We start from the raw sequence: 24866 nt of genomic DNA, 5'->3' as shown, positions 1-24866 counted from the left end.
ACCAGGATAATGATAATATCGCAGGTTTAATATCCTTAATTGCCTACTAAAGAGGATGATTGTCTGTAAGTAATCAGCACCTCTGCAATGTAACGACAGAATTCTAAAATTTGGCTTGGTATGTAGTCTTGTGGTAGCTGTTAAGCCAGGGGCGGTAGCGTGGTTTATGCACCTGTCGAACATAAATTAATCATTTTAAAAGTTGAAAACAGAGCGTAATTTATGAAGTATAGTCTAGGTTATCTCATTGATTTGGTGACAGTTATCACTGAGAAAGAGCTTAAGGTTAGATATAAAAGTAGTTTTTTAGGTTATTTATGGTCCATAGCAAACCCCCTTCTTTTTGCGATGATTTACTACTTTATCTTCAAACTGATCATGCGGGTTCAAATTCCCAATTACACAATTTTCATCATTACCGGATTATTCCCATGGCAATGGTTCGCAAGCACAACATCGAATTCTCTTTTTTCATTTATTGCTAATGCACAGATAATAAAAAAGACGGTGTTTCCCAGATCGGTTATTCCGTTCAGTAATGTCATGATGGAGTGTTTACACTTTTTGTGTACTATTCCAGTAATTATAGTTTTCTTATATATTTATGACATGACGCCGCATTGGAACTGGATATATGGAATACCATTGATTGGTATAGGTCAGTTGTTATTTTCATATGGAATAGCACTTTTCCTCTCAACGCTTAACCTGTTTTTCAGAGATTTAGAAAGGTTTGTTACATTAGGGATCATGTTGCTTTTCTACTGTACTCCAATACTGTACGCAGGAGACATGATACCAGCGAATTACCAGTGGTTAGTTGAATATAATCCTTTGGCGGATATGGTATTGAGCTGGCGGGAATTGTTTATGAACGGTAATGTTGATTATGAAAAAATCCTTTCTCTGTATGGGATGGGAATAATCACTGTTATTGTTGGTTCCTGGGTATTTAATAAATTAAAATTTCGGTTTGCAGAGATCTTATAATGGAAGTTGCAATAGAGTTCACATCCGTTACAAAGCGTTATCCTTTATATCATCACATTGGCTCCGGAATAAAAGAGCTGATTTTCAATCCCAGGCGCGCGTTGACACTACTCTCTGGCAGAAGTTATCTGGCAATTGAAGATATCTCCTTTACTGTCAAGAAAGGCGAGTCTGTAGCACTGATTGGTCGGAATGGTGCGGGAAAGAGTACTTCGCTTGGACTGGTTGCTGGAGTCATTAAACCTACTACAGGCACAGTTAAGACCAATGGCAGAGTTGCCTCTATGCTGGAATTAGGAGGGGGGTTTCATCCGGAACTTACTGGCCGGGAAAATATTCGCCTGAACGCCACTCTCCTGGGATTGCGACGTAAACAACTCAATGAGCGAATAGATAAAATAATAGAGTTTTCCGAATTAGGTGAATTTATTGATGAACCTATTCGTGTTTATTCAAGTGGAATGCTGGCCAAGTTAGGTTTTTCGGTCATCACGCAGGTAGACCCTGATATTCTCATTATTGATGAGGTTTTAGCAGTTGGGGACTATGCATTTCAAAAGAAATGTATCGAAACCATAAATAAATTTAAAGATAAAGGCGTCACGATTTTATTTGTCAGTCATAATCTTGGCGACATCGAGAAAATTTGTGACCGCGTCATCTGGATTGAAAACCACCGATTAAAAGCGAGTGGTAGTGCCGAAAATATATTACAACAATATCGTTCTTCAATGTAAGGAAACATCGAATGATTACTCATCAAGATAAAGTTAAACTCTATACAAGTCATCATAAACCGAGCGCTTTCCTCTCGTCACCGGTTATTAAACCTATCCATGTTGGCAAAGCCAATAACTATAATGATATTTGTTGTGAAGGTGATGATTCCGGTTACAACATTTCAATCAAAAATCCATTTTATTGTGAGCTGACTGCACAATATTGGGTATGGAAGAATGATGTTTCTTCTGAATATATAGGATTTATGCATTACAGGCGTCATCTTAATTTTTCAGAAAAACAAGATTATCCAGAAGATGTCTGGGGCGTAGTGAATGATGAAATTATCTCTGAAGAGTACGAAGAAAAATTTGGCTTGAATGAAGAGTCAATTATCCGGGCGATTGCTGATAATGATATTTTATTACCTAAAAAATGGAGTGTCAGGCAGGCAGGCAGTAAAAATAACTATGAGCATTACAAGATTTCACCACACCTGCATATTGAGGACTATCAATCAGCCATAGATAGTCTGTTATATCTCTATCCAGAATATGCAGCGGCAGTAAAAGCGTTTAATAGTGCGCATGACGGTTATTATACTAATATGTTTGTCATGAAGTCCGGGCTTTTTAAAGAATATTCAGAATGGTTATTTAGCATATTCGATGATCTTGAAGTTAATTTTTCAATGAAAAATTATAACGCGCAAGAGAAGCGAGTGATCGGGCACATTTCAGAGCGCCTTTTCAATATATTTCTAATCCATAAAGAGAAAGTTTCCGGGCTAACGAAAAAGGAATTGCAAAGGACTTTTGTCAAAACTGAAACTTTCAATGGAAAGCTAAAGCCAGCTTTCACAGAAAACAACATACCCATTGTTATTTGCTTCGATGACAATTATTCTTTAAGCGGTGGCGCACTTATTAATTCTATTATTAAAAATAGTAATTCGAGCGACAATTATGATATCGTCATATTAGAGAATGGTGTTTCAGTCAGAAATAAATCCCGATTTTATTCTTTGCTGAAAGGAAGAAAGAATTTTTCGTTACGTTTCTTCGATGTGAATGCATTTAGTGAAATGAAAAGCGTCTATACGCGCGCTCATTTTAGTGCTGCAACCTATGCAAGACTTTTCATACCATCTCTTTTCTACAACTTCGAAAAAGTGCTGTTTATAGATGCTGACACGATAGTTGAAAGCGACGTCGCGGAACTTGTTCATACGGAGCTTGGGGAAAACTTAATCGCTGCTGTCAGAGACATTGTGATGGAAGGGTTCGTAAAATTTGGGGCTATTGCACATATAGATGAACCTAAAGACCTGACTGCGAATCAGTATCTCGAACAAGTGTTAGGAATGAAGGAAACGCACAATTATTTTCAGGCTGGTATTATTCTTTTTAACATTAATCAAATGAGAAAAGAGAATACGTCTGCAAGTCTGATGGAAACAATGAAAGCGCGCAGATATTGGTTCCTCGATCAGGATATTATGAATAAAGTATTCTACGGCCGTGTCCACTACCTTCCAGGGGAATGGAATGTCTATCATGGTAACGGAAATACAGATGATTTCTTCCCCAATTTGAAGTTTGAAACGTATATGGGTTTTTTGAAGTCACGTAAAAATCCTAAAATGATTCACTTTGCTGGGGAAAATAAACCATGGGATGCACCTCATGTTGATTTCTTCGATAACTTTATGTCCTACATTCATGAGACACCCTGGCAGAAAGAGGTCTATGACCGCTTAAATAAAACAGGTGTGGCAATGCCCTCCGTGATAGTTCATCAGCAGGTTTTACTTCAGACCAGGATAAAAAGAAAAATCATGCCTTATTTCAATAAGTTTGCCCCGGTTGGAAGTAAGCGCAGGCAAATGATTGCTCGTAACTATTACAAAATTCGTCGCGTGATTTTAGGTTAACTTATGAAAAAGAATATTCTAATTGTGGGTGCTGGCTTTTCGGGTGCAGTTATTGGCCGCGAACTGGCAGAAGATGGGCACAATGTTCGTATTATCGATGCACGTAATCATATAGCAGGCAACTGTTACAGTGAAAGAGATGTCAACACTGGTGTAATGGTGCATACCTATGGACCCCATATTTTTCACACTGACAATGAAAAAGTATGGAACTATATTAATGCCCATTGCGAAATGATGCCTTATATTAACCGTGTCAAAGCAACGGTTAATGGGAGTGTTTACTCACTGCCTATTAATCTGCATACAATCAATCAATTTTTTGGCAAAACATGTAACCCAGCTGAAGCCAAAGAGCTCATTGAGTCGAAAGGCGATAAATCTATCCTTGATCCTCAAACTTTTGAAGAGCAAGCTCTACGCTTTGTAGGAAAAGAGTTATATGAAGCTTTCTTTAAAGGCTATACAATAAAACAATGGGGAATGGAACCTAAAGAGTTACCCGCCTCCATCTTGAAAAGGCTGCCAGTAAGATTTAACTATGATGATAATTATTTCAATCATAAGTTTCAGGGTATGCCAAAGGAGGGTTATACACCTATTGTTGAGTCGATCCTGCAGCACAAAAATATCAAAGTTGAATTGAACACTTTCTTTAATAGAAGTGAAAAAGAAAACTATGATCATGTGTTTTATAGTGGTCCGCTGGACGGTTATTTTGATTTTACATCAGGCCGTCTGGGTTATAGGACTCTGGATTTTAAACGTTTTGATGCCGAAGGTGATTATCAAGGCTGTGCAGTGATGAACTACGGCGAAGTCGACGTTCCTTATACGCGAATCACGGAGCACAAATATTTTGCTCCCTGGGAGTCTCACGATAAGTCTGTATGTTATAAAGAATTCAGCCGGTCTTGTACCGATAAAGATATCCCTTATTATCCAATTCGCCAGATGGGAGAAATGCAACTTCTGAATCAATATCTGGATGAAGCGGAAAAAGAGGAAAATATTACTTTTATTGGTCGTCTTGGTACTTATCGTTATCTGGACATGGATGTTACTATAAAAGAAGCTTTAGAAGTAGTTGATAAATTCCGTGACGCTCTGAATAATAATCAGAAAATGCCTGTTTTCTCGGTTAATCCCAGATGAAAATTGCCGCTTTAATCGTCACCTATAATCGTATTGAAAAGCTTAAAAAGTGTTGGGCCGCTGTAGAGTCTTTACCTTTTCATGAAATAGTTATAGTGGATAATGCGTCAACTGATGGCACCTTTGATTGGTTAATGAACTTAAGTGATCCTCGAATAAAAGTAATTTCCAGTGAAGTGAATGATGGCGGAGCTGGAGGTTTTTTTAGAGGTTCTCAATGGATAGCATTAAACAGCACCCCAGATTGGGTGCTGTTTTTCGATGATGATGCTTATCCGGATTTGCTGTTGCTTGAAATCTTTATGGCAAGTGACAAGCGAAATGCTCAGGCCATTGCTACCAGAGTATTAGATAGTCATGGTAAACGCTGCAAAATGAATATCCCTTGGATGAAAATTCCCAATTCTTTTGGTGAATTATTAGAATATCCACGGAAAAGTCATAAGTTTGAAGCCATTGAGTCGAATGTGACAGAAATTGAGGCATTTTCTTTTGTTGGGGTTTTTGTTGCTTTTAATACACTCAAAGAGTCATATAAATTTATTAACAAAGATCTTTTCATCTACTTTGATGATGTTTTTTATTCGTGGAAGTTAAAGGTTTCTGGATGTAAGTTGCTTTATAATCCAGACCTTGTTTTTTACCATGATGTTGTTGAATCCAGCACTGCCATGATGCCATGGAAAATATACTATTTATCCAGAAACTTAATATCTTCACGTTATCTTTTTCCTGAAAATAAACCATTTAGTCTCCTCTCTATTTTCTTACGGCTAATTAAATATTATTTAATGGTTTTGAAGTCCCAAAATAAGTTCAAGTATCTAACGTCCTTGACTAAGGGTATCGTTGATGGATGTTTATTCAAAGTCAATGGTGTTAAAAATGGCAGGCAGTAATGAAAAAACTTTGTTTTTATATCAACTCTGATTGGTATTTCAATTTACACTGGAAAGAGCGGGCCCTTGCAGCAAAAGAGAATGGATATGAAGTTCATGTCGTCTGTAATTTCGAGAATCAAAAAATCTTTAATGATTTTGAAAAGTCTGGCCTTATACCCCACAACTCCAGGATGTCTGAACAATCTCTGAACCCATTTGTAATCATCAGAGACTTCTTCAAATCACTTCATATTATCAGGAAAATTAATCCTGATATTTTACATTGCATCACCATTAAGTCGTGTATTATCGGCGGCTTCTATGCGAAAGTTTTTCATAAAAAGCTTGTTTTAAGTTTCGTTGGACTGGGGCGTGTGTTTTCCTCGAAGTCTGCTAAATACGAATTCATAAAATTTAATGTATCAGCTTTTTACCGTTGGATTAGTAAAAAACACGATGTTTTTTTTATATTCGAGCATGAATTAGATCGCGAGAAAATCATCTCAATTACGGGTATTGATTCGCAAAAGACCATGGTGATCGATGGTGCGGGAATCGATACTGAACAGTTTAAGTATACGCCTGATCCAGATAATTCTCTTCCTGTTGTATTATTTGCCAGTCGCCTTATCTGGAGTAAAGGTCTGTCCGATTTAATCGAAGCCAGGAAGATTCTGGAGAAAAAAGGCGTATTTTTTATATTAAAAGTAGCAGGTATTAGCGTTAAGAATGATCCGGACTCTATTCCTGATAGCGTTATAAAAAAATGGTCAGATGCAAATGATATTGTCTGGCTTGGTCAACGCGATGATATGAAGACACTAATCGAAGAGTCTAATATTGTTGCATTACCTTCAGTATATGCCGAGGGTGTGCCCAGGATTTTGATTGAAGCAGCGGCCGTCGGTCGTCCTTCAATTGCCTATAACACTGGCGGATGCAGTAGTATTATTGTTAATGATGTTACGGGTTTTATAATTAATAAAGATCTGGAAGATCTTGTTTGCAAACTTGAAATGTTGATTAAAAGTAAGGAAATGAGGTTGGATTTTGGTATCAATGCTCGAGCTTGGGTGATGTCGCGTTTTTGCTTAACATTTGTAATAGAAAAAACATTGGGAGTATACAATGAACTTGAGTGACAAAGTCGAGAGATCAATGCCTTCAAAAATAGTTGTAGAGGTTCCTGTCTCCTGGACGAAAAACCCAGTCGATGGTCACAAGCATAAGTCCTTTATTACTAATCTCATTCTATCTTTGACTGAAAGAAAAATCCCACTTTACTTTAGAGAAGTTCCGTTCGGAGCAGATGAGGCGCCCAGGAAACCAGAAAAAGGAACATTAGTTTTTTCATATCATTCATGGGGTGATGAAAAAAATATTGTGAGGATGAAAGAAGCTGCTGTCACGCCGTTATTTTCAATGGATTTCACAGGCTATTCCGGTTGGTCAGATATTTCGCTAAACTTTGATAAATACAAATCAAAAATTGAGAGTTTAGATGAAAAGGATGTTGAAAAAACTCTAAATGACTGGAAGTTGAAGTTTATCGAAAAAAATGAATCAAAATACCCTCAGTCTGATGAAGAATTGCCAGAAATTACTCAGGGTTTCGTTTTCTATCCGATGCAGGTTCAAAATGATCCCGTCGCTATTCACAGTGAGTATGATGGTATCAGATTACTTCTGGAAGCTGCCGAGCTTGCCAAAGAAAATAAAGTTTATTTATTTGTCAAACGGCATCCTTTCTGTCAGTCTTTTGCCGTTGAAGAAACTATTACTTTGTTAACTCAAAACAATCCTTGGGTGGTTAGAACTAATAGTAATATTCACACTTTAATTAGGAAGTCTAACTCAGTTATTACAGTGAATTCTGGAGTCGGAATTGAAGCATTAATTGATGGAGCTTCTGTTTTTTGTGCAGGTAAGTGTGAATGGCAGCATTGTTGTAACATCGTTAAGGATAAAAACGATCTTAAGAAAGCGTTCTTACATTACCCTGATAAAATGAATGCCTTTCAAAAAAAAACACTGGCCTTCCTTTTAACAGATTATTGGATCGATCCATCGTCTCCTTCAAATTATGATGATGCTATCGATAATGCGTTAGCAAACTTTGATCCTGGGTATGGTGATGTAGATTCTCATATAAATCACTCAGATGTATTATTACCGATCATACTGGATCTTCACGGGCGCCTCGAATACGAGCAGCGCAAGGCAAAGCAATCTACTCTCGATGCTTATGCAGCAATAGATTTGTACGAAAACCTTAAGAATGAAAAGGAAAGCATAGCATCAGAACTTCAACAATACATTGAACGTGTAAGAATCTGTGAAGAAGAGTTAGAACAGTTACGCAATAGAAAATAAGCGTCATTTCGAGCTTTTGACAATGACATCTTCTAATTTTTTTGTCTGTTAGTGCTTGATTTTATAAGCCGATTTAATTTTTAAATGACATCATGTATCATCAAAAGTGCTTTTTTTGAATGATTATTAGTATCAAACTCAGACAGGAGTAAATAATGTCCAAGCAACAGATCGGCGTTGTAGGTATGGCAGTGATGGGCCGTAATTTGGCTCTTAACATTGAGAGCCGCGGTTACACTGTTTCTATCTTTAACCGTTCACGCGAAAAGACTGATGAAGTCATCGCCGAGAACCAGGGCAAGAAACTTGCTCCTTTTTACACCGTTGAAGAGTTTGTCGAATCGCTGGAAAAACCTCGTCGTATCCTGCTGATGGTTCAGGCGGGTGAAGCGACCGATAAGACAATCGCCTCCCTGACCCCACACTTGGATAAAGGCGACATCCTGATCGATGGCGGTAACACCTTCTATAAAGATACTATCCGTCGTAACAAAGAGCTTTCTGACCAGGGCTTCAACTTCATCGGTACTGGTGTTTCCGGTGGTGAAGAGGGCGCACTGAAAGGACCCTCTATCATGCCTGGCGGTCAGAAAGAAGCCTACGAGCTGGTTGCTCCTATTCTGGATAAAATTGCTGCACGCGCAGAAGATGGCGAAGCCTGTGTGGCTTACATCGGTCCGGACGGCGCGGGCCACTACGTGAAGATGGTTCACAACGGCATCGAGTATGGCGACATGCAGCTGATCGCAGAAGCCTACGCTCTGCTGAAAGGCGCGCTGGGTCTGAACAACGAAGAGCTGGCTGAGACCTTCACTGAGTGGAACAACGGCGAACTGAGCAGCTACCTGATCGACATCACCAAAGATATCTTCACCAAGAAAGACGAAGAAGGTAAATACCTGGTTGATGTGATTCTGGATGAAGCAGCGAACAAGGGCACCGGTAAATGGACCAGCCAGAGCTCACTGGATCTCGGCGAACCTCTGTCACTGATCACTGAATCTGTGTTCGCTCGTTACCTCTCCTCGCTGAAAACCCAGCGTGTGGCAGCCTCTAAAGTACTGAGCGGTCCACAGGCGAAGGCCTTCACCGGTGACAAAGCGGAGTTCGTCGAGAAAGTTCGTCGCGCTCTGTATCTGGGTAAAATCGTTTCTTATGCTCAGGGCTTCTCACAGCTGCGTGCCGCGTCTGAAGAGAACAACTGGGATCTGCACTACGGTGAAATCGCGAAGATCTTCCGCGCTGGTTGTATCATCCGTGCCCAGTTCCTGCAGAAGATTACTGATGCATACGCAGAAGATGCAGGCATCGCTAACCTGTTGCTGGCACCGTACTTCAAAGATATCGCCGATCAGTATCAGCAGGCATTGCGTGATGTGGTTTCCTACGCGATTCAGAACGGTATCCCGACGCCAACCTTCTCTGCGGCGATCGCTTACTACGACAGCTACCGTTCAGAAGTGCTCCCTGCTAACCTGATTCAGGCGCAGCGTGACTACTTCGGCGCGCATACCTATAAGCGTATTGATAAAGACGGTGTGTTCCACACCGAGTGGTTAGACTAACTAAAATTGTAAAGGCCTCTTCGGAGGCCTTTATTTTTTGTACTCTTTAAAGTAAGTTATTTCAGACAACGCTCAGAAATTACAAAACATTAGGACTATGATGTTTATTAATTGAGTTATCAGAGGTTTTCTTAAGTCTCTTATATATCGGCAATTCAAAACGGTTGTATACGAAGTGTGAAATGGAAATTAACACCGTTATGAAAATGAGAGTTTGAATTGCTGTATTGCTCTTCCTGAAGAAGTTGGCCTGGTCAAGAAGCAACATCAAAGGCGTATGTAGTAAATATATCGAAAAACTGATATTGCCGAAGTATACCATAGCCTTGTTAGATGCCAGGGTATTCCAGAAACTGGAATAATTTATCAGTGTAAAGAATATATAACAGAAAGAAACGATTACCAGCCCGTCATAAGCATGGATAGTGTCTTTTGAATAAATGAAGAATCCAGACATAGCGACGGCGACTGTCTGGAAAACCGTGGTCAGGAAACCAGCATTTTTTTTAGAAGAAGTATAATTCGATAAGTTTGATATCAATACTCCCAGTGAGATGCCTGCGATACATTTAAGTATGCCCGATGAGAATAAAAACAAATGAACATCTGTTGCTGCTTCAAGATTATGATGTCTTGCATAAACAAGAATATAACAAATAACGGCAATGACTATCAGCGTGAAATTATTTTTGATTCTTATTAAGAAAGGGAATGCTAAAATAGATGCATATAGCTCTACTGATATTGACCAACTCGGGTCATTCCAGTTCCAGGATGACGCAAAACCTAAGCCATGTATTAAAAGCATATTATACAGAGCGGTAAGGCCTGGATTTTCGAAAGGGAAGCTATCGAAGAATTTACTATAAATCAGATAAGTAATTACAAAAGTCAGGATATGCAAAGGGTAAAGTCGCTCTAAGCGATGTAATGAATACTTAAAAAACTCTCTGCTGGAACTCAATAATTTTTCTTTATAGATGTAAGAAAGTACTATACCAGACAGTATGAAAAAACCGTCTACAGATATGTAGGAATGAGAAAAATTGACATTGACCCATCCCATCCTGCTACCGATCCAGTGCCCCGCAACCACTGTCCAGCATAGTAACCCTCTGCAACCATCAAGCTCCAATAGCCTTTGCTTCATATATCCTCAAATCTACTGCGTAAAAGGTAAGGAAATTGTAAGGCTTTTTAATTTAATTTGTTACAATAAGCAAGCACTAAGAGCTTTTTTGTTAAAATCTCTTAACTGCTACCGAGCTATGGAATGAATAGATGCTTTAACTAACTTTTGTTACACCACCAGCAAATCCCCGCTCCGAATCTCTCGCTCACCTGCCAGCCTCACAACCAGCATGCCTGCCGTCGCAAACTTAGCCCAGTGTCTCGCATAGAGAATACCGCCATGTTCCGTCACCAGCGGGGTAATCTGGTCAGTTATCGGGTCAACAATCTCCGCCACCACTTCTCCCGGCCGAATCTTTGCGCCCAGCGGTTTACGATGCAGGATCAGTCCGGATACCGGCGAATGAATATATTCACAGCCCGCTAACGGCGTAGGTGGATTTTTCAGGGCAGGGGAGGCCGCCGCCGATCCTTCGCTGTGGCGCTCTTTGATGACGCCAGCTTCTCCAGGTGCTTCAGCGATATCTGGCACGTTTAAACCAATCGGGCCGTCATTGATAGCCACGATATCGTCTCCGCCCGCGCTCGCCGGGACAAGTTCGTCGCCACCGATCACGGGCGCCGCCACTTCCACGGAAATCGCTGGCTCGCTGTAGCTGATGTAACCGCCTTCCTGTAGCGCTGAAATAATCGCCTCCGCGTCTTTCTCTGCCTGTTCAGGCGACACATCACGCACGCCACGCAACTCCAGCGTCACCGGCAGCAATCCGCGTGGCATCGGATAATCTTTGCCAAACCGTTCCGCCAGCGTCAGCCAGGGTTCGCAACAGGCTTCATCAAACGGCTCACCGCCAGAGATCTGCGCCAGCAGCTGCACCTCGCTGCCTAACCAGCGCGCCAGCGGTTCAATGTCCGGCCAGGCGTGCGGCGTGGTGTACAGGTGCGGCACGGCTTCCCAGTCACAGTGCAGGTCAATCATCAGATCGGCCTGACTGGCCATCCGCATCAGCGTGTGGCGTTGCGCATCCAGCTCGGTTTTTGGCACGGTATCACGATAGTGGCGATCAATCGCCTCGCGGATCAGGCTTTTATTCTGCGTTTCACTCTGGGTCAGACTCTCAGCCAGCCCGGCCGCCAGGGTTGCGCCCAGTGACGGGAAACGGCGGTTGAAGTCCTGGCCAGAGAGTGTATGGAATCGGCCCAGATGGGTGCCATGCCAGTGCTGTCCCAGCGCCAGGGGATTGGCAACCGGCACCAGGGTAAAGGCGGCTTTAAGTTGACCGGCGGACTCCAGCGCCTGTAGTCGCTGCTTTAAAAACCACGCCACTGCCATACCGGGCAGTTCGTCGCCATGCAGCGCAGCCTGAATGTAGACCTGACGCTCGTTGTCTTCCGCGAAATGGAAACTGATGATTTCACGCTGGGTGCCTAAAGAGGCGCTTAACAGTGGATGATGTTGTTGATGCATACCGTGTTAATGTCCTTTAATCGGCAAAGGACGACAGCGCGCCGTCCCGAAATAGTTAGAGTATAGTGCCGGATCGCGGTGAGGATGAAAAAGGGCGACCGCGAGGTTAAGGCTGGATAGAGATATCCGTGGCGAAGTAGCGCTTCTGAATCTGGTCAAAGGTGCCATTCTTTTTGATTTCGATGAAGGCGTTATCCAGTGCGGTTTTCAGCTCGGTATCGCCTTTACGCAGGCCAATCGCCGTGCCGGGGCCGATGATCGGATCCTGTATAATCGGGCCAGCCAGTTCAAAATCTTTGCCCTGCGGATGCTTCAGGAAGCCGATGGCAGCCTGTGCCGCATCGGTGAATACCGCATCCAGTCGGCCTGAAACCAGATCGCTTTCAACCTGTGCCTGATCGCCATAAGGCACCACGGTCACACCGTGAGGCTGCCATTTCGCCAGCGCATAGCGCTCCTGAACCGTTCCCTGTTCTACGCCGACCGTTTTTCCTTTCAGGGATTCAGCGGTGGGCAATATGCCAGCACCTTTACGGGCAATCAGCTGAGTGTGGGTGTCATAGAGCGGCGCGGTGAAATCAATCTGCTTCAGGCGTTCTTCGGTAATGCCCATGTCGGACAGAATGGCATCAAATTTACGTGCTTTAAGGGCCGGGATCATGCCGTCAAACTGGCTTTCAACCCAGACACATTTTGCCTGCATCTGGGTACAAAGCGCATTGCCCAGATCAATATCAAAGCCGACCAGCTTGCCCTGTGGCGTTTTCGATTCGAATGGCGGATAGGTCGGATCGACCGCGAAACGCACCTGTTCGATCTTCGCCTGCGCGCCAAAAGCGCAGCCTGCCATAACCGCCACAGCCAGCGTCTGACGCAGGCGTTGAGTGAAAATGTTCATGATTTTGCTCTTATTCTGTCGTGATGAGTGATTATGCAGAGTATCGCCGGGCTGCCGGGATGGCAATTACTGCGTAATCTTCACCACGTCAGCCGCGCATAACGCGCGATAATCTTCGGTATTCAGGATCACTGAACGTTCCAGCAGACCAGCGTTAAACGCGATCTCCGGATAACGTTCAAACAGCGCGGGGTCAACAACCAGTCTGAGGTCGGGATGAAAGCTGAACGGCGGAATCGCCCCGAATACGCAGCCGGTCAGCAGATCGGTTTCCGCCGGACTGGCGAGTGAGGCGCGTCTTCCTCCGACTGCTGCCGCGACTTTGCCCAGATCGGCCTGATGATCGGCAGGTAAAACCGCCAGTACATGCTGTTTAACGCCGTTGCCTTTCACATGACAGACCAGCGCTTTAGCACCCTGGCCGATTTCGGTGCCGCGTATCGCCGCGACCGCTTCACATTTACCGGTCGCCTCATGCTCCATCAGGCGATAGCGTGCCTGGTGCTGGTCGAGCAGGGCAATTAATTTCTCATGGGTGGTCACGGTTCTCTCCCTGAGGTTTGAGTTGCCGTCATTGTGCCGGATGGACGTGAGGAATGAGCTGAAGACTGCTCAGAATCCGCATAAAAACGGCATTCTGAGCAGCATATTGCACAGTTACTTATGGCGGTCACGCAGGTTGTTAATCACGGCGCGGAAGTCGAGATCCTGATCCTGCAACAGTACCATCAGGTGATAGACCAGGTCAGAAGCTTCGTTGGTGAGTTCATCCCGATCGTTGACCGTGGCGGCCAGTGCGGTTTCAACGCCTTCTTCACCCACTTTCTGCGCGATGCGTTTGGTGCCGCTGGCGTAGAGTCGTGCGGTGTAGGAGCTTTCAGGATCGGCGGTTTTGCGCGAAGCCAGCAACTGCTCAAGCTGATAGAGGAACGTCCACTCAGGGACCGCCGGTGAGAAGCAGCTGGTGGTGCCCAGATGGCAGGTCGGGCCAATAGGATCCGCCAGCACTAACAGGGTGTCATTGTCGCAGTCAGGCGTGATGCTCACGACCTGCAAAAAGTTGCCGGAGGTTTCGCCTTTGGTCCACAAGCGATTTTTGGTGCGGGAGAAAAAGGTGACCTTGCTTTCTGCCAGCGTTTTCTCCAGCGCGGCCGGGTTCATGTAGCCATGCATCAGCACTTCGCCTGAGACGAAGTGCTGGACAATGACCGGCATCATGCCCTGTGTTTTATCCCAGTCGAGAAGGGCCAGTTGTTGTTCAGTTAGCACGCGCGAATCTCCACTCCGTTGTCGATCAGAAAGCTCTTCAGCTCACCAATATTAATAATCTGCTTATGGAATACCGAGGCGGCTAAAGCACCATCCACGTTAGCTTCGGTAAACGCATCCAGGAAGTGCTGCATGGTGCCTGCGCCGCCAGAGGCGATCAGGGGAACTTTGCAGACTTCACGCATTTTCTTCAGCTGCACCAGGTCATAGCCGTTACGCACGCCATCCTGATTCATCATGTTCAGCACGATCTCGCCTGCGCCCAGCTTCTGCACTTCCTGCACCCACTCCAGCGTTTCCCACTGCGTCACGCGGGTGCGCGCTTCGTCGCCGGTATACTGATTCACCTGATATTTACCGCTGGCTTCATCAAACCAGGTATCGATCCCGACCACAATACACTGCACGCCAAAACGGTCCGCGAGGCGGGTGATCAGCGTGGGGTCGGCCAGCGCCGGCGAGTTAATCGAAATCTTATCTGCGCCAAACTCCAGAATGCGCGCTGCGTCTTCCGGGGTTTTAATGCCGCCCGCGACGCAGAACGGGATATCGATCACTTCCGCAACCCGCGATACCCAGCTTTTGTCGACGACCCGGCCATCGGATGAGGCGGTGATATCATAGAACACCAGCTCGTCGGCACCTTCGGCGGCATAGCGCTGCGCCAGCGGCACGATGTCGCCGATGATCTCGTGATTGCGAAACTGTACGCCTTTGACCACCTGGCCGTCACGTACGTCCAGGCAGGGAATTATCCGTTTTGCCAGCATGCGATCGCCTCCGAAACAGTGAATTTATCTTCCAGCAGCGCACGTCCGACAATCACGCCCTGAATGCCGCTGCCGCGCAGGGCGGCGATATCATTGAGGTCGCCAATGCCACCCGAGGACTGAAAAGCAATCGTCGGAAAGCGCGCCGTCACTTCCTGATAGAGCGCAACATTGGAGCCGCTCAGGGTGCCGTCGCGAGAAATGTCGGTGCACAGCACGTGCTTCAGGCCCACCTGCTGAAAGTCGGTAATCACCTCTTCCAGCGTGACACCCGCCGCTTCCTGCCAGCCACTGATTGCCACTTCTTTGCGGTTACTGGCATCAATGCGCACATCTAACGCAAGCACAATCGCCTCTGCGCCAAATTCCGCAAACCACCGTTTTACCTCTTCAGGCTGTTTCACCGCCGTGGAACCAACCACCACACGACTCGCTCCGGCTTCAAGCAGCGCATGAACATCGTCACGGCTGCGAATGCCGCCACCGACCTGCACCGTCACATCAACGCCATCCAGCAGGGTTTTCAATAGCGCGATCTGGCGTTTCGCCGGATCTTTCGCGCCGGTTAAATCCACCAGATGCAGCACGGTCGCGCCCTGGCGAACGTAATCCTGCAGACGTGGCAGCGGATCGCTGCCGTAATCGCGCTGCTGTCCATAATCGCCCTGATGCAGACGAACCACTTTGCCGTCAATTAAATCTAACGCGGGGATAATCATTACATCTCCAGGAAGTTTTTCAGCAGCTGCGCGCCCGCTTTGCCCGAGCGTTCCGGGTGGAACTGGACGCCAAAGAAGTTATCTTTCTGCACCGCGGCGGTGAAAGCTTCACCGTAGTGACACTGTGCGATGGTGCTGGCGTTGACCGGCATGGCATAGCTGTGGACGAAGTAGAAATAGCAGCCTTCGTCGATGCCACGGAACAGATGATTGCCCGCCTGCGCGGTAATCTGATTCCAGCCCATGTGCGGCAGCGGCAGGCCGTGCGTGTCCATTAATGACACCGGCTCATCGATAATTCCCAGCGTCGGCACGCCGCCGTTTTCATCGCTGCCGCGTCCCAGCAGCTGCATACCCAGGCAGATCCCCAGCACCGGCTGGGTACAGGCTTTCACCAGATCGATCAGGTCACGCTCTTCCAGCTGATTCATTGCCGCCTGTGCGGTGCCGACGCCGGGCAGAAACAGTTTGTCGGCACGCAGCACCACATCGGGGTCGCGGCTCACTTCCGGGGTGTAGCCCAGACGTTCAATCGCCCATTTCACCGACGACAGGTTGGCGCAACCGGTATCCATGATCACCACGTTCATCACAGCACTCCCTTCGAGCTTGGCAGCGTATTGCCCTCAACGCGGATCGCCTGACGCAGCGTACGGCCAAAGGCTTTAAACAGGCTCTCGACGCGGTGATGGTCATTCTTGCCTTTGGTTTTAAGATGCAGGGTGCTCATCATGGCGTAGGAGAGTGAGCTGAAGAAATGCTCGACCATCTCGGTGCTGAGGTCGCCCACGCGCTGATAGTTGAACTCCGCTTTGAACTCGATGTGCGGACGGCCGGAGATATCCAGCGCGCAGCGCGCCAGACATTCATCCATCGGCAGCACAAAGCCGAAACGGCCAATGCCTCGCTTGTCGCCCAGCGCCTTTAGCAGCGCTTCGCCCAGTGCCAGACCGGTATCTTCCACAGTGTGGTGATCGTCAATATAGAGATCGCCTTTCACTTCGATGTTCATGCGGAACCCGCCGTGTACGGCAATCTGGTCCAGCATGTGGTCGAAGAAACCCACGCCGGTATTAATCTTGCTGCCGCCTTCGCGATCCAGCCACAGTTCTACCCGCACCTGTGTCTCTTTGGTGTTGCGCTGCACCAGCGCATGGCGGTCACGCTGGGTCAGACGCTGCTGGATAGTGTGCCAGTTCTGGCCGTCAGCACCGTAGCGGATAGGCTGGATGCCCATGTTCTCCGCCAGCTGGACATCGGTCAGGCGATCGCCAATCACGTAGCTGTTGGCGGTATCCAGCGCGCCTTCGGCCAGCCAGGCTTCCACCATTCGGGTTTTTGGCTTGCGACAGTCGCAGTGATCGTCCGGCATGTGCGGGCAGATCAGCACATCGTCAAACGCAATGCCCTGCGAGGTCAGGATCTGCATCATCAGATTGTGCGGGCCATCGAAATCGGCCTGCGGGAAACCCGGGGTGCCAAGACCATCCTGGTTAGTGATCATGACCAGGCGATAACCGGCGGCCTGCAGTGCCAGCAGCGCCGGGATAACATCTGGCTCAAACGCCAGCTTATCCATGCGGTCCACCTGATAATCTTCAGGCGGCTCAGAGATTAACGTACCGTCGCGGTCAATAAAAAGGGTCTTCTGGCTCATGCTTGCTCCACAGAAAAGGCTTGCAGCGCGGCGATCACTCGTTCGCACTCTTCACGCGTGCCGATGGAGATGCGCAGGCATCCCGACAGGCCCGGATTTTTGTTCTGATCACGCAGGATAATGCCCTGATCCCATAAGGTTTTGAAGACTTTTGGTGAATCGGTAAAGCGCGCCAGCACATAGTTGGTTTCACTGGAGAAAACCTGCTCAACGCAGGCCAGCTGAGCCAGTTCAGCCTGCAGCCAGCTACGGTTCTCATTCAGCTGTGCCACATGCTCACGCATCAGCGCAATTCCCTGGTCGCTCAGCGCCTGACCGGCGACATCGGCCACCGGTGTGGCCAGCGGGTAGGGCGCGATCACCTTCATCAGCAGGTCGATGACCGGCTTATTCGCCAGAGCAAAGCCGCAACGCAGGCCAGCCAGCGCAAAGGCTTTAGAAAGCGTACGCAGGATTACCAGATGCGGATAATCCTTCAGCCAGCCGGTCAGGGTCGCCTGCGGGCAGAACTCAATGTAGGCTTCATCTGCGACTACCAGCGCTTTACCGGCGGTCATCGCCAGCAGCTGACGGATGTCGTCCTGCTTGATCAGGTTGCCGGTCGGGTTGTTCGGGCTGCAGAGGTAAACCACTTTGACGCCATCCAGCTGCTCTGCAATGGCAGGCAGGTTCAGCTGCCAGTCGGTCAGGGCCGGGACGGTGCGGTATTCAATGCCGATGGTTTCGGCGCTGACGCTGTACATGCCATAGGTCGGTGGACAGAACAGAATCGCATCCTGACCCGGCTCACAGAAGGCACGCATGATCAGTTCGATGGCTTCATCTGCGCCACGGCTCACCAGCACCTGCTCCGGCGTTAAGCCTGCATAAGCAGCATAGCGCTCAATCACCAGTTTAGGCTGACATTCCGGATAGCGGTTCAGCGTCTGCTGCGACAGCTCAAACGGCACCGGCAGCGGAAACTCGTTGGCATTGAGCCAGACATCTCCGTTGCCACCCAGACGACGCGCCGACATATAGGGCGTCAGGGCGCGCACATTGGCGCGCGCCAGCTGCTCAATATCCTGACTCATGCTTGCTCCTTCAGTGCGGCAACGCGCAGGGTGACGGCATTCTTATGGGCATCCAGCTGCTCGGCGGCGGCCAGGGTTTCAATGGTGGCGGCCAGGTTCAGGAAGCCCTGCGGCGTCAGCTCCTGCACCGTCATGCGTTTCTGGAAATCGGCCAGGCCCAGGCTGGAACAGGTCGAGGTGTAACCGTAGGTCGGTAACACGTGATTGGTGCCAGAGGCGTAATCGCCCGCGGACTCCGGCGACCAGTCACCTAAAAATACCGAACCGGCGCTGGTGATCGACTCCACCAGATCGCGCGGCTGACGCGTCTGCAGAATCAGGTGCTCCGGGCCGTAGAGATTAGAGATCGCGACACACTGCTCAAGGTCACGCGCCACGATCAGGCGGCTGCTTTCCAGCGCCTGACGCGCTGTGGCAGCCCGCGGCAACTGCGCCAGTTGCTGCTCAACCGCGACCGCGACCGCCTCGGCCAGCTTTAATGAAGGCGTCAGCAGAATCACCTGCGAGTCGGGACCATGCTCTGCCTGTGAAAGCAAATCAGACGCGACAAACGCGGGCGTGGCGCCTTCATCCGCAATCACCAGCACTTCAGAAGGACCCGCTGGCATATCAATCGCCGCGCCATCGAGTCGCTGACTTACCTGACGTTTCGCTTCTGTCACCCAGGCGTTGCCCGGGCCAAAAATCTTGTCCACGCGTGGCACGGTTTCGGTGCCGAAGGCCATCGCGGCGATGGCCTGCGCGCCGCCTACCTGGAACACCTCTTCTACGCCGCACAGCTGGGCGGCATACAGGATCTCATCGGCAATCGGCGGCGGCGAACAGAGCACCACGCGGCCACAGCCAGCGATACGGGCCGGGGTCGCCAGCATCAGCACGGTGGAGAAGAGCGGGGCGGAACCACCAGGAATATAGAGTCCGACCGATTTCACCGGACGGGTAATCTGCTGGCAGCGTACGCCTGGCTGGGTTTCCACATCCACCGGCGGCAGGATCTGCGCGTTGTGGAAGGTTTCGATATTGCCCACCGCGACAGCCATCGCCTGCTTCAGCTCGTCACTCAGACGTAAGCTGGCTTCTGCGATTTGCTGCGCGGTAACACGCAGGTTATCCACCTGCGCTTTGTCGAAGCGGGCGCTGAACTGGCGCAGGGCGTCATCACCGTTCAGCTTTACCTGCTCCAGTACATCGCGCACCGTCATCGTCACGTTTTCAGAGGCGGCGATAGCGGGACGTAACAGCAGCGCCTGCTGCTGTTCGGGGGTACACTGCTGCCACTCAATCGGGGTAGAAAAGGCCATGGCTTACTCCATCATCTTCTCAATAGGCAGCACCAGAATCGAACTGGCACCCAGCGCTTTCAGTTTTTCCATGGTTTCCCAGAACAGGGTTTCGCTGCTGACCATGTGCATCGCCACGCGGCTGACATCGCCTGCCAGCGGCAGCACGGTCGGGCGCTCTGCGCCAGGCAGCAGGCTGATCACTTCTTCCAGACGCTCACTCGGCGCGTGCAGCATGATGTACTTCGATTCACGCGCTTTAATCACGCCCTGAATACGGGTCATCATTTTGTCGATCAGCTCCTGCTTCGCGGCAGGCATCTCGCCGTCACGCTGGATCAGCACCGCTTTTGAACGATAGATTACTTCAACTTCGCGCAGGCCATTGGCTTCCAGCGTAGCACCGGTAGAGACCAGGTCGCAGATGGCGTCAGCCAGACCGGCGCGGGTCGCCACTTCTACGGAACCGTTCAGTAAACAGGTCTTAAAGCTGACGCCCTTTTTGTCGAGGTATTGTTTTAACAGGTGCGGATAGGAGGTGGCGATACGGGATTTATCCAGGCATTCCGGGCCGGTGTACTCGGCATCTGTCGCCATCGCCAGTGACAAACGGCAACCGCCGAAGTCGAGGCGGCGCAGCGTAAAGTAGCGCGGATCTTCACCCTGGGCACGGCGTGACAGTAGCTCTTCTTCCAGCACGTTCTCGCCGATGATGCCTAAATCGACCACACCATCCATCACCAGGCCAGGAATATCGTCATCGCGCACGCGCAGGATGTCGATCGGCATGTTCTCCGCAAACGCAATCAGGCGCTGTTGCTGAAGGTTGATTTTAACGCCGCAGCGCGCCAGCAGTTCGCGTGAATCATCACTTAAACGGCCAGATTTCTGCATAGCTATGCGTAAACGGGTGTTATCTAACATGGTTCCTGTCCTCTTAATGCTGTCCTGAATGTGTGGTTACGTCAGCCCATAAAAAAACCCCCGGAAGACGATCTTCCGGGGGTTCTCTTGCGTTCACACCACTGGAAGATCTTGAAAGTCTTCCAGCACCAATCGCCTGAAAGACTAGTCAGGATGATGGTGGTGATGATGGTTGAACTGAACGCGTGTCATAATAATCTCGTCGATGAATGAGTATTCATTTGTGGGGTTTAACCTAGCGAAGATGGCTGCGCTTGGCAACACTTTTTTAAACGGGCGGTTCGGAAAGCGCTGAAACAGGTTGTTCTGGTTTGCAATCAGGGGGCAAACTACGGTGAAGTCAGGGTTGATGTTTCACGTCAGGAGTCAAAATGAAGAAGGTCGCGATTGTGGGACTGGGCTGGTTGGGTATGCCGCTGGCCACGGCGTTAACGGCGCGAGGCTGGCAGGTCACCGGCAGCAAAACCACGCCAGACGGTGTAGACGCGGCACGCCGCTGCGGCATTGAGGCGTTCCAGCTGGAACTGACGCCGGAACTGCTCTGTGATGCCGCCGATATTGAGCCGCTATTCAACGTCGATGCGCTGATCGTTACACTGCCCGCCAGCCGCACTGCGGAAGGGGGCGAAGCCTATCTGCAGGCGGTGCAGAATGTGGTCGATACCGCGCTGGTTTATAAGGTACCGCGCATTATCTTTACCAGTTCCACCTCAGTCTATGGCAGCAGCGCCGGCGCTAAGCGGGAAAACAGCCCGCTGGACGCAGAAACGGTGGCCGGAAAGACGCTGGTTAAACTGGAGAACTGGCTGCACGATCTGCCGGGCACCAGCGTGGATATTGTGCGCCTGGCCGGTCTGGTCGGGCCAAAGCGCCATCCGGGACGCTTCCTCGCCGGTAAGCAGGATGTGGCCAATGGCTCACAGGGCGTCAATCTTGTGCATCTGGATGATGTAGTGGAGGCGATTACGCTGCTACTGCAGTCGCCCAAAGGGGGCCGGGTCTACAATCTGTGTGCCTCGAAACATCCCTCGCGTGACACCTTCTATCCTGCGGTCACGCACCAGCTTGGGCTGCAGCCGCCGCAGTTCGCACCAGAGGCGGAAAAGAATAGCGGCAAGCTGATTGATGGTTCCCGCATCTGTAGCGAACTCGGTTTTGAGTACCGCTATGACGATCCGATTAAAATGCCGCTGGAGTGATACGCGGCTGGCGCTGTTGCGGGGGCTGAGTGCTCCCGCTCTGATAGGTGAAAGTTCTGCTCTTCCTGTAGTTACAACATACTAAAGAGGTTGAACAACAGGGCAGAATGTGCCCCGCTGAAAGACCTGTTTTCATCAGGCCAGACAGCCAGGTCTGGCCCTCAGCCTCACACCCCTAACCGATCCCTCAACGCATACCACACCGCGCCCATCGCCGTCAGCGGCACCTTAAATCGACGCCCACCGGGAAACGGCAGGTGAGGCAGGCGGGCGAAAGCATCAAAACGCTCGGCATCGCCGCGTAACACTTCGCTGATCAGCTTGCCGGAAAGATGCGTACTGGTTACGCCATGACCGCTGTCACCCTGCATAAAATAGACATTCTTCTCCAGTCGGCCAAACTGCGGCATGCGCGACAGCGTCAGCAGGAAATTGCCGCTCCAGCTGAAGTCCAGCTTCACGTTTTGCAACTGCGGGAAAGTGCGACGCAGCTTGGGCCGGATCAACGCTTCAATATCGGCCGGTTCCCGTGCGCCATAAACCACGCCGCCGCCATAGAGCAGCCGGTTATCCGCCGTCAGACGGAAGTAATCCAGCAGATAGTTACAATCTTCCACACAGTAGTTGTTCGGCATCAGCGACAACGCCTGGTCGGTTGACAGCGGTTCGGTTGCCACAATCTGCGATCCGCACGGCATGCTTTTCCTGCTCAGTCGCGGTTCCAGCTGCGGGGCCAGATAGGCATTCCCGGCGAAGATCACAAAGGTCGCGCTGACCTCGCCCTGGGCGGTTTTTACCCGGTTTGGTGTGCCATAAACCACACTGGTCGCCGCGGACTGTTCATAGATGCGTCCGCCATGTCGACGGATCGCCTCCGCTTCCCCCAGCGCCAGGTTCAGCGGATGCAGATGGCCGCCGCGCCGATCCAGCAGCCCGCCAACGTAGCGTTCGGTGGCGACTTCACGGCGGATGGCTCGCTCATCCAGTAGTTCCAGATCATGATTCCCATACTGCTGCCATAACGCTTTCTGTTTTCGCAGATGCGCCATCTGGCGCGCATTCAGGGCCGCAAAAACGCCGCCAGGCCGGTAATCGCAGTCGATCGCGTACCGCTTAATGCGATCGCGGATGATTTCAGCGCCTTCAAACATCATGCTGCCCAGCATACGGGCGCTCTCTTTACCGTAGCGCTGTTCAATCACATCCACGTCGCGGCTGTAGGAGTTCACCACCTGACCGCCGTTACGCCCGCTGGCACCAAAGCCGACCCGCGCCGCTTCCAGCACAACCACGTCATAGCCTACCTCGGTCAGATGCAGCGCCGCCGAAAGACCGGTGAAACCGCCGCCAATAATGCAGACGTCACACTGAATGCTCTCCTGTAATGTCGGCCAGGGCGCATGCGGATTGGCGGTCGCTGCGTAATAACTCTCCACGTAATTCATAACAACCTCCGGAAGCGCCTAAAAGTTGGCTGGCGTATGGGCACTGACAATGCGGCAGGGGATTTCAGCACGGTTGGTGAAACTGTGTGGTAAGCCCGTATCAATGACGTAGCTCTCTCCGGCGGAGAGATGATAGTGCTCTCCGTTGATGACCAGCGTAATCTCTCCTTCCAGCAGTGTGCCGGTCTCTTCGCCCGGATGACGCAGCTTCTCGCCAGTGCTGGCACCCGGTTGATAAGTTTCCAGCAGCATGCCCAGCGTGCGCTGTGCACGGCCATTGTCGATAAGCTTCAGCGAAACCCCCTGACTGCCAATCTCCAGCAGGTCGCTGGCGCGGACAATGACCTTAGGTTCCGCATCCGGTTTGGGTTCCGAGAAGAACTCTGACAGCGAGAGCCCATAGACTTTCAGCAGCTTCTGCAGGGTGCTGACCGCCGGGCTGACCTTATCCTGCTCAATGGTGCTGATGGCGCTGTGGGTCAGTCCGGCCAGTTCGGCGACACGGCGTTGTGACAGCCCCAGTTTCTGCCGGATCTGCGCCAGCCGTCGTCCCGGCGCCAGCGTGGCATCACTCATTTTCTTTTTCCTTGTGATAACGAATGGCGGCCTGAATAAAGCCGCTGAAGAGCGCCTGCGATCCCGTTGCGTGTTCCGGCTGCCACTCGGGATGCCACTGCACCGCCAGGGCGAAGGGATGATGGCGCAGACTCACCGCCTCAATCAGGCCATCCGGCGCGCGCGCTTCAACGCGCAATTGCGGGCCCGGTTCGCGTACCCCCTGATGATGCAGTGAATTGACCGCCAGCGGACTGTTGCTGTCCAGCAGCGTCGCCAGCAGGCCGTCGGGTTCGATAGTGATTGGATGCGCCTGAGCATACTGCTGCTCCAGCGGCAGCGTCTCATCTTCATGGTGACGCTGAAACGACGGCTGCCCGCTGAGCTCCCGCCACAGCGCACCGCCATTTGCCACCACCAGCTCCTGCAGCCCACGGCAGATCCCGAACATCGGCATCTTGTGGCTGGTGGCCCAGGTGATCAGCTGAAAGGCGAGATGGTCACGGCCCGGATCGGCATGCAGCTCTTCGCCCGCCTCGCCATAATGCCAGGGTTCGATATTGCTGGGGCTGCCGGTCAGCAGCAGACCATCCAGAACAGCCATAGCGTTTTCTAATAGATGAGGCGCATTCATCAGACTGTGGGGCAGGGCCAGTGGTACGCCACCCGCAAGGACAACCGCATCGGTATACTTATTGTGAACCGTCTGGCTCGGATGGCCGCCCAGATCCTTCTGGCACATCACTACGCCAATCAACGGCTTGTCAAAAATAATGCCCATCTCACATCCTCGCATCGCTGTTCGAAATATCTACCGAAAGGGCACGTCTGGCGGTTAAGTGTGCAATATTTTTTCAATCT

The 24866-nt window shown here is 49.7% G+C and carries 25 protein-coding genes and 1 other annotated feature; of the genes, 9 read left to right on the top strand and 16 right to left on the bottom strand.

Translation table 11 applies throughout. From position 1 onward, the window contains the following. The first annotated feature begins 222 nt into the window (after positions 1-222). The 8 genes from ACMGGP_RS11285 (at position 223) to gnd (ending at position 9617) form a co-directional block, all read left to right on the top strand. Positions 223-990 carry an ABC transporter permease gene (locus tag ACMGGP_RS11285; RefSeq protein ID WP_089414004.1) on the top strand — a complete coding sequence of 256 codons (768 nt, stop codon included), beginning with the start codon at positions 223-225 and terminating at the stop codon, positions 988-990. Then, positions 990-1727, top strand: a complete 738-nt coding sequence (locus ACMGGP_RS11280; protein WP_089414005.1) for an ABC transporter ATP-binding protein — start codon at positions 990-992, stop codon at positions 1725-1727. The genes ACMGGP_RS11285 and ACMGGP_RS11280 overlap by 1 nt, the downstream gene beginning before the upstream one ends. Positions 1728-1738: 11 nt before the next feature. Further along, positions 1739-3643, top strand: coding sequence for a DUF4422 domain-containing protein (locus ACMGGP_RS11275; RefSeq protein WP_191919939.1), 1905 nt, complete (start codon positions 1739-1741; stop codon positions 3641-3643). Between the two features lie 3 nt (positions 3644-3646). Beyond that, positions 3647-4798: a UDP-galactopyranose mutase gene (gene glf, locus ACMGGP_RS11270; protein WP_089414007.1), complete on the top strand. Its 1152-nt coding sequence runs from the start codon at positions 3647-3649 to the stop codon at positions 4796-4798. Then, complete coding sequence (locus tag ACMGGP_RS11265) at positions 4795-5697, top strand: glycosyltransferase (protein ID WP_167423434.1); 903 nt, start codon at positions 4795-4797, stop codon at positions 5695-5697. Before glf ends, ACMGGP_RS11265 begins: the two co-directional genes overlap by 4 nt. Further along, positions 5697-6821 (top strand): glycosyltransferase family 4 protein, encoded by a 1125-nt coding sequence (locus ACMGGP_RS11260; RefSeq protein WP_089414009.1) that lies wholly within the window; start codon positions 5697-5699, stop codon positions 6819-6821. Before ACMGGP_RS11265 ends, ACMGGP_RS11260 begins: the two co-directional genes overlap by 1 nt. After that, on the top strand, positions 6808-8052 hold the full coding sequence (locus ACMGGP_RS11255) for a capsular polysaccharide export protein, LipB/KpsS family (RefSeq protein ID WP_089414010.1): 1245 nt from the start codon (positions 6808-6810) through the stop codon (positions 8050-8052). The genes ACMGGP_RS11260 and ACMGGP_RS11255 overlap by 14 nt, the downstream gene beginning before the upstream one ends. Positions 8053-8207: 155 nt before the next feature. Then, complete coding sequence (gnd, locus tag ACMGGP_RS11250; RefSeq protein ID WP_163850288.1) at positions 8208-9617, top strand: NADP-dependent phosphogluconate dehydrogenase; 1410 nt, start codon at positions 8208-8210, stop codon at positions 9615-9617. 79 nt (positions 9618-9696) lie between these two features. On the opposite strand, the gene ACMGGP_RS11245 is transcribed toward gnd, so the two are convergent. The 13 genes from ACMGGP_RS11245 to hisL all read right to left on the bottom strand — a co-directional run bounded on the left by ACMGGP_RS11245 (position 9697) and on the right by hisL (position 20998). Beyond that, the gene (locus tag ACMGGP_RS11245) at positions 9697-10767 is read right to left on the bottom strand and encodes an acyltransferase family protein (RefSeq protein WP_498798447.1); all 1071 of its coding nucleotides are present in this window, start codon (positions 10765-10767) and stop codon (positions 9697-9699) included. Positions 10768-10917: 150 nt separating this feature from the next. Next, entirely contained in the window at positions 10918-12216 is a 1299-nt protein-coding gene (locus ACMGGP_RS11240; protein WP_404562435.1) for a succinylglutamate desuccinylase/aspartoacylase family protein, read from the bottom strand. Positions 12217-12322: 106 nt separating this feature from the next. Continuing rightward, positions 12323-13114 (bottom strand): ABC transporter substrate-binding protein, encoded by a 792-nt coding sequence (locus ACMGGP_RS11235; protein WP_172608005.1) that lies wholly within the window; start codon positions 13112-13114, stop codon positions 12323-12325. 66 nt (positions 13115-13180) lie between these two features. Further along, complete coding sequence (locus tag ACMGGP_RS11230; RefSeq protein WP_022625009.1) at positions 13181-13657, bottom strand: YbaK/prolyl-tRNA synthetase associated domain-containing protein; 477 nt, start codon at positions 13655-13657, stop codon at positions 13181-13183. A 114-nt stretch (positions 13658-13771) separates the two neighbouring features. Continuing rightward, positions 13772-14383, bottom strand: coding sequence for a bifunctional phosphoribosyl-AMP cyclohydrolase/phosphoribosyl-ATP diphosphatase HisIE (hisIE, locus tag ACMGGP_RS11225; RefSeq protein WP_033778806.1), 612 nt, complete (start codon positions 14381-14383; stop codon positions 13772-13774). After that, on the bottom strand, positions 14377-15153 hold the full coding sequence (hisF, locus tag ACMGGP_RS11220; RefSeq protein WP_010248068.1) for an imidazole glycerol phosphate synthase subunit HisF: 777 nt from the start codon (positions 15151-15153) through the stop codon (positions 14377-14379). Before hisF ends, hisIE begins: the two co-directional genes overlap by 7 nt. Next, positions 15135-15872, bottom strand: coding sequence for a 1-(5-phosphoribosyl)-5-[(5-phosphoribosylamino)methylideneamino]imidazole-4-carboxamide isomerase (gene hisA / locus ACMGGP_RS11215; RefSeq protein WP_498798446.1), 738 nt, complete (start codon positions 15870-15872; stop codon positions 15135-15137). Before hisA ends, hisF begins: the two co-directional genes overlap by 19 nt. Further along, entirely contained in the window at positions 15872-16462 is a 591-nt protein-coding gene (hisH, locus tag ACMGGP_RS11210; RefSeq protein ID WP_008926061.1) for an imidazole glycerol phosphate synthase subunit HisH, read from the bottom strand. Before hisH ends, hisA begins: the two co-directional genes overlap by 1 nt. Then, positions 16462-17529 (bottom strand): bifunctional histidinol-phosphatase/imidazoleglycerol-phosphate dehydratase HisB, encoded by a 1068-nt coding sequence (gene hisB, locus ACMGGP_RS11205; protein ID WP_331842667.1) that lies wholly within the window; start codon positions 17527-17529, stop codon positions 16462-16464. The genes hisH and hisB overlap by 1 nt, the downstream gene beginning before the upstream one ends. Beyond that, on the bottom strand, positions 17526-18602 hold the full coding sequence (gene hisC, locus ACMGGP_RS11200) for a histidinol-phosphate transaminase (protein WP_182504321.1): 1077 nt from the start codon (positions 18600-18602) through the stop codon (positions 17526-17528). The genes hisB and hisC overlap by 4 nt, the downstream gene beginning before the upstream one ends. Beyond that, positions 18599-19903: a histidinol dehydrogenase gene (hisD, locus tag ACMGGP_RS11195; RefSeq protein WP_033758367.1), complete on the bottom strand. Its 1305-nt coding sequence runs from the start codon at positions 19901-19903 to the stop codon at positions 18599-18601. Before hisD ends, hisC begins: the two co-directional genes overlap by 4 nt. A 3-nt stretch (positions 19904-19906) precedes the next feature. Beyond that, positions 19907-20806 carry an ATP phosphoribosyltransferase gene (hisG, locus tag ACMGGP_RS11190; protein WP_004571317.1) on the bottom strand — a complete coding sequence of 300 codons (900 nt, stop codon included), beginning with the start codon at positions 20804-20806 and terminating at the stop codon, positions 19907-19909. A 48-nt stretch (positions 20807-20854) separates the two neighbouring features. Further along, positions 20855-20975: a sequence feature (His leader region), on the bottom strand. Continuing rightward, the gene (hisL, locus tag ACMGGP_RS11185) at positions 20951-20998 is read right to left on the bottom strand and encodes a his operon leader peptide (RefSeq protein WP_100396937.1); all 48 of its coding nucleotides are present in this window, start codon (positions 20996-20998) and stop codon (positions 20951-20953) included. It overlaps the preceding feature by 25 nt. Before the next feature lie 179 nt (positions 20999-21177). On the opposite strand from hisL, the gene ACMGGP_RS11180 reads away from it, so the two are divergent. After that, entirely contained in the window at positions 21178-22005 is an 828-nt protein-coding gene (locus ACMGGP_RS11180) for an SDR family oxidoreductase (protein WP_022625005.1), read from the top strand. A gap of 167 nt (positions 22006-22172) precedes the next feature. Here ACMGGP_RS11180 and ACMGGP_RS11175 read toward each other — a convergent pair whose 3' ends face one another. From ACMGGP_RS11175 to puuD, 3 genes are read right to left on the bottom strand one after another with little or no spacing between them, the layout of a single operon-like run. Next, on the bottom strand, positions 22173-23450 hold the full coding sequence (locus ACMGGP_RS11175; protein WP_010248052.1) for an NAD(P)/FAD-dependent oxidoreductase: 1278 nt from the start codon (positions 23448-23450) through the stop codon (positions 22173-22175). An 18-nt stretch (positions 23451-23468) separates the two neighbouring features. Beyond that, a complete protein-coding gene (gene puuR / locus ACMGGP_RS11170) occupies positions 23469-24026 on the bottom strand; it encodes an HTH-type transcriptional regulator PuuR (protein WP_498798445.1) in 558 nt (185 codons plus the stop codon). After that, entirely contained in the window at positions 24019-24786 is a 768-nt protein-coding gene (puuD, locus tag ACMGGP_RS11165; protein ID WP_498798444.1) for a gamma-glutamyl-gamma-aminobutyrate hydrolase, read from the bottom strand. Before puuD ends, puuR begins: the two co-directional genes overlap by 8 nt. Positions 24787-24866 lie beyond the last annotated feature (80 nt).

It is taken from the genome of Curtobacterium sp. BNK-1 (assembly GCF_048685235.1).
Classification (GTDB): domain Bacteria; phylum Pseudomonadota; class Gammaproteobacteria; order Enterobacterales; family Enterobacteriaceae; genus Pantoea; species Pantoea agglomerans.
Note: the sequence above shows the minus strand (reverse complement) of the source record. Positions and strands in the feature narration are given on the sequence as shown.